The 3,667-nt window shown below is 45.7% G+C and carries 6 protein-coding genes; all 6 read right to left on the reverse strand.

Annotation, left to right across the window (positions count from 1 at the left end; genetic code table 11):
* Nucleotides 1-3: 3 nt before the first annotated feature.
* On the reverse strand, nucleotides 4-885 hold the full coding sequence (gene proC, locus C7Y66_RS30130) for a pyrroline-5-carboxylate reductase (RefSeq protein ID WP_199197736.1): 882 nt from the start codon (nucleotides 883-885) through the stop codon (nucleotides 4-6).
* A gap of 97 nt (nucleotides 886-982) precedes the next feature.
* Nucleotides 983-1,546: a cell division protein SepF gene (locus C7Y66_RS30135; protein WP_015153756.1), complete on the reverse strand. Its 564-nt coding sequence runs from the start codon at nucleotides 1,544-1,546 to the stop codon at nucleotides 983-985.
* A 381-nt stretch (nucleotides 1,547-1,927) separates the two neighbouring features.
* Nucleotides 1,928-2,602: a YggS family pyridoxal phosphate-dependent enzyme gene (locus tag C7Y66_RS30140; protein WP_106548345.1), complete on the reverse strand. Its 675-nt coding sequence runs from the start codon at nucleotides 2,600-2,602 to the stop codon at nucleotides 1,928-1,930.
* Nucleotides 2,599-2,868: a transcriptional coactivator PipX gene (gene pipX / locus C7Y66_RS30145; protein WP_015153758.1), complete on the reverse strand. Its 270-nt coding sequence runs from the start codon at nucleotides 2,866-2,868 to the stop codon at nucleotides 2,599-2,601. The genes C7Y66_RS30140 and pipX overlap by 4 nt, the downstream gene beginning before the upstream one ends.
* A gap of 181 nt (nucleotides 2,869-3,049) precedes the next feature.
* On the reverse strand, nucleotides 3,050-3,439 hold the full coding sequence (acpS, locus tag C7Y66_RS30150) for a holo-ACP synthase (RefSeq protein ID WP_106548346.1): 390 nt from the start codon (nucleotides 3,437-3,439) through the stop codon (nucleotides 3,050-3,052).
* A 73-nt stretch (nucleotides 3,440-3,512) separates the two neighbouring features.
* On the reverse strand, nucleotides 3,513-3,667 hold a 155-nt coding region (locus C7Y66_RS30155; RefSeq protein ID WP_146149915.1), incomplete at its 5' end, for a chorismate-binding protein.

The raw sequence follows: 3,667 nt of genomic DNA on the forward strand, positions 1-3,667 counted from the left end.
TCTCTACTGATTCCCTAGTTCTCGCGATCGCCTAGTTGCAGCAACTACGGCTTCAATTAGGGCAGAACGAAAACCTGCTTTTTCTAAGGCTGATACTCCAGCAATTGTCGTTCCGCCGGGGCTAGTGACGCGATCTTTTAATTCGGCTGGGTGAATGCTTGTTTCTTGTAACAGCTGCAACGTGCCTTTAACAGTTTGCTGGGCGAGTTGGTTAGCAATATTTCGAGGTAAGCCTGCGGCTACGCCACCATCAGCTAATGCTTCTACTAAGATGGCTACATAAGCCGGACCCGAACCAGAAAGTCCCGTAACGGCATCCATTAGCGACTCTGAAACTTCTACGACCTCTCCTACTGCTGAAAAGAGTTGCAGGGCAATTTGTTTGTGAACGTCGCTGGCGCGATCGCCTAGAGCGATCGCCGTCATACCTGCGCCAACTGTAGCAGGGGTATTGGGCATTGCCCGAATAACTGGTAAATGAGGAAAAGCCTTCTCTAGCTGCTGTAAGGTTACGCCTGCCATGATGGAAATTATCAACGGCAATTGTGTTGTAGTAGGGGCGCACAGCTGTGCGCCCCTACCGGATACATCTGCCAAGTCTTGGCTAATTGCTGCAAATACCTGCGGTTTTACTGCCAATACAACTGTATCTGCCGATAAGACTTTGGCATTTTCTGTTGTTACTTGAATGCCATATTGTTGCTGCAAAAAATTGCGGCGTGACGGCTGCGGTTCGCTGGCTATGACTTCTAGAGGCTGATAAATTTGCCCACTAATAAGGCGGGATAAAATGGCTTCTCCCATTACCCCGCCACCAATAATACCTAACTTAATTGACGATTTTTCCATAGCGATCGGCTCATAGCTATCAGTCTGCTTTGTCATTTGTCATTTGTCGTTTGTCATTTGTATTTATTGATGTTTGTAACCAATGACTCATGACTGATGACGATTGACCGTCTAGGAGCTGAAGAACCGTATTTTAACCAGATTGAGCTATTCTAGTCGATTCAGCCGTCCATGCGGGTGCGGGTGCGCTCATGCGCTGGGGACGTGTCGGTACGGCTTGTGGGAGGTCGTGACCCAGAGTTCCTGGAGTTGTGACTTGAACGCATAGCGGTGTAAACAGGAAGATGCTTTCACCCACTCGCTCTTGGTGTCCGTCCATTGCGTAAGTTCCGCCAGCCACAAAATCCACAGCGCGTTGTGCTTGGTCTGGTTCCATCATTGTTAAATTTAACACCACCATCTTGCGATCGCGCAGAGCTTGAATGGCTTGTGGCATTTCCTCAAAGGAACGCGGCTCCATCAGAACTACTTCGTAATTACCGTTCAATGCTCCATGCATATCAATTACATTCCCTTTACCACCTGCGTTAACTTGATTCCAGCGACGCTGCTGGCGCGTTTCTTTTTCTGGTACAGGGGTAGGTTCGGGTGAGTATGCCTCATCCCCTGATTCTTCAATATCATCGAATTCGTCTTCGTATTCGTACTCTTCGTTAGTACCAACGAGCCAATGCTTCAGCTTAGAAAACGTACTCACTTCACTCTCCCTTGCGTTACACGCTACAAATCTACTGGGAAAAACCGTTTCGAGCAACTACCAAATAAGCAATGATTTAGAAGTTGGCGTTCATGTTATCCGCCTTTTTGAGGTTTCACTGCGAATCTTAGCAATTCTTGAAATTTGATAAATCGCCTTTTTTGTAGTCAAATTTACAAGTTTCGGCTATTTCTCAGCTTGAATTTTGACTTCACAGTATACAGTTGTCAAGTCTATTTTTCGGAAATTTTTAATATTCACTTTGGTTTTTCTTCCAAAAGTTATTTGACATGCGAAATAATAAATTAGAAACTGAGGACTAAGAATTATCTGAGAAGTCAACCGATCTCTGGTCACTGGTCACTGGTCACTGGTCACTGGTCACTGATAAATGCGATCGCCAAAAATTATCCGTCCTAAACGTACCATCGTTGCTCCAGCTTGGACGGCTAATTGGTAATCGTCAGACATTCCCATTGATAGCTGGTGCATTTGAAGATTAGACCAGTGTTGCTGCCGAATTTTGTCAGCCAAATCGCGAGTTTGCTCGAAGAAATTGAGAATTTCGGCATCATTCAAATCTAAGGGTGGAATTGCCATCAAGCCTTCGATTTGCAGATTGTGGCAGCGATTTAGTTCTGGTAAGCTGGCTAACAAGTCGGGAATAGTCCAACCAGACTTATTGGGATCGCTGAGAATTTTGACCTGCAAACACACTTGAGGACGGCAAGATAACTCTTGCGCCAGTCGGTCTAAACGTTGAGCCAACTTTAAGCTATCGAGAGAATGAATCCATTGAAAAAGTTCTACAGCTCTTTTGGCTTTGTTGCTTTGCAAACTCCCAATCAAGTGCCAAGTGATATCTGGTAAATCTTGTAACTGTTGCTGTTTGCTAGCGGCTTCTTGAATGCGACTTTCGCCAAAATCCCGAATTCCGGCTTGATATGCTACTCGCATCGCCTCTACGGATACCTGCTTGGTGACGGCGATTAACCGGACGGTAGCTGGTAGTTGTTGACGGATAAGCGCAATACGTTCGGCAATCTGATTAGTCATTGGAAGGTGGCTTGCAAAGTCTTCTGTAATCGATCGTACTCTTGGTATTGACCGTTACGACGTAAGAACCGCAGTCGAGTCTCCAATAGTAAGCGAGCTTCAGAACGACTCACTGGCTCGAATTTCATCCCTGAAGCTTCAATCGTCACTAAAAAAAACAAGCGCTGGGCGTAGAGGGTGGTGAAAAGTTCTTGATGTTCTTCCAAAAGGCAGATGCGGAATAACAACCCAAATGTAGGATGATTCAAATAATTTTCTGTATTCATCAACAGCGATCGCAGCTTAAAACATGTATTTTATGGCAGTGAGGTATATCGATTGTCTAAATTTGTAATTTGTATTTCATTATTCACAATTTGTTTTAAGTTTATTGAGATAATTTCTAAATTCTTCTGTCTTTATGTAGAACTATAAAGTTGCTGAAAGCGATCGCCTTGAGGATCGCTCCTAAGAACAGACGAGGATTGCCGTAGCGATCGCGTAATCTCCGTCATGGCTCAAACTCAACTGCCACTGCAACTGTCCCCAAGAATCTACCATTGCTAACGCTCGTGCGTGTAGTTGCACGGTAGGAACGCCGCTCGGTTGACGGCAAATCTCAACGTCAGTGTAGCCTACGCCCAACCAGCCAGTCCCCAAAGCTTTGACCACAGCTTCTTTCGCCGCCCATCTCCCAGCTAGTTTATTCATCGCATTACGACTAGGAGCATTTCGCTCGTAACGACAATCCAATAGCTCATTTGGCGTGTAGACGCGCTGCAAAAAGCGATCGCCAAATTGCCCTATTACCTTCTCAATTCGAGGAATATAAATAATATCCGTTCCTAACCGTAGCATCAGTTGTCAGTTGTCAGTGAAGAAAGGGAGCAGGGAGCAGGGGGAATTACTTGCGAATGCGCGACTTACGACTTCATTCTTCTGTCCTTTTTAAGGCGATGATTTGGGCTTGAGCTTTGTGCAAGGACTCATACCATTCTCGCTCGGGGTCGCTGTCAGCAACGATCCCCGCTCCAACTTGTCCCCAAACTTGATTGCGGGAGTTGTGAATAGGGTGTGGGGTGTGGG

Origin of the sequence: Chroococcidiopsis sp. CCALA 051, from assembly GCF_003015105.1 — a bacterium.
Taxonomy (GTDB): domain Bacteria; phylum Cyanobacteriota; class Cyanobacteriia; order Cyanobacteriales; family Chroococcidiopsidaceae; genus Chroococcidiopsis; species Chroococcidiopsis thermalis.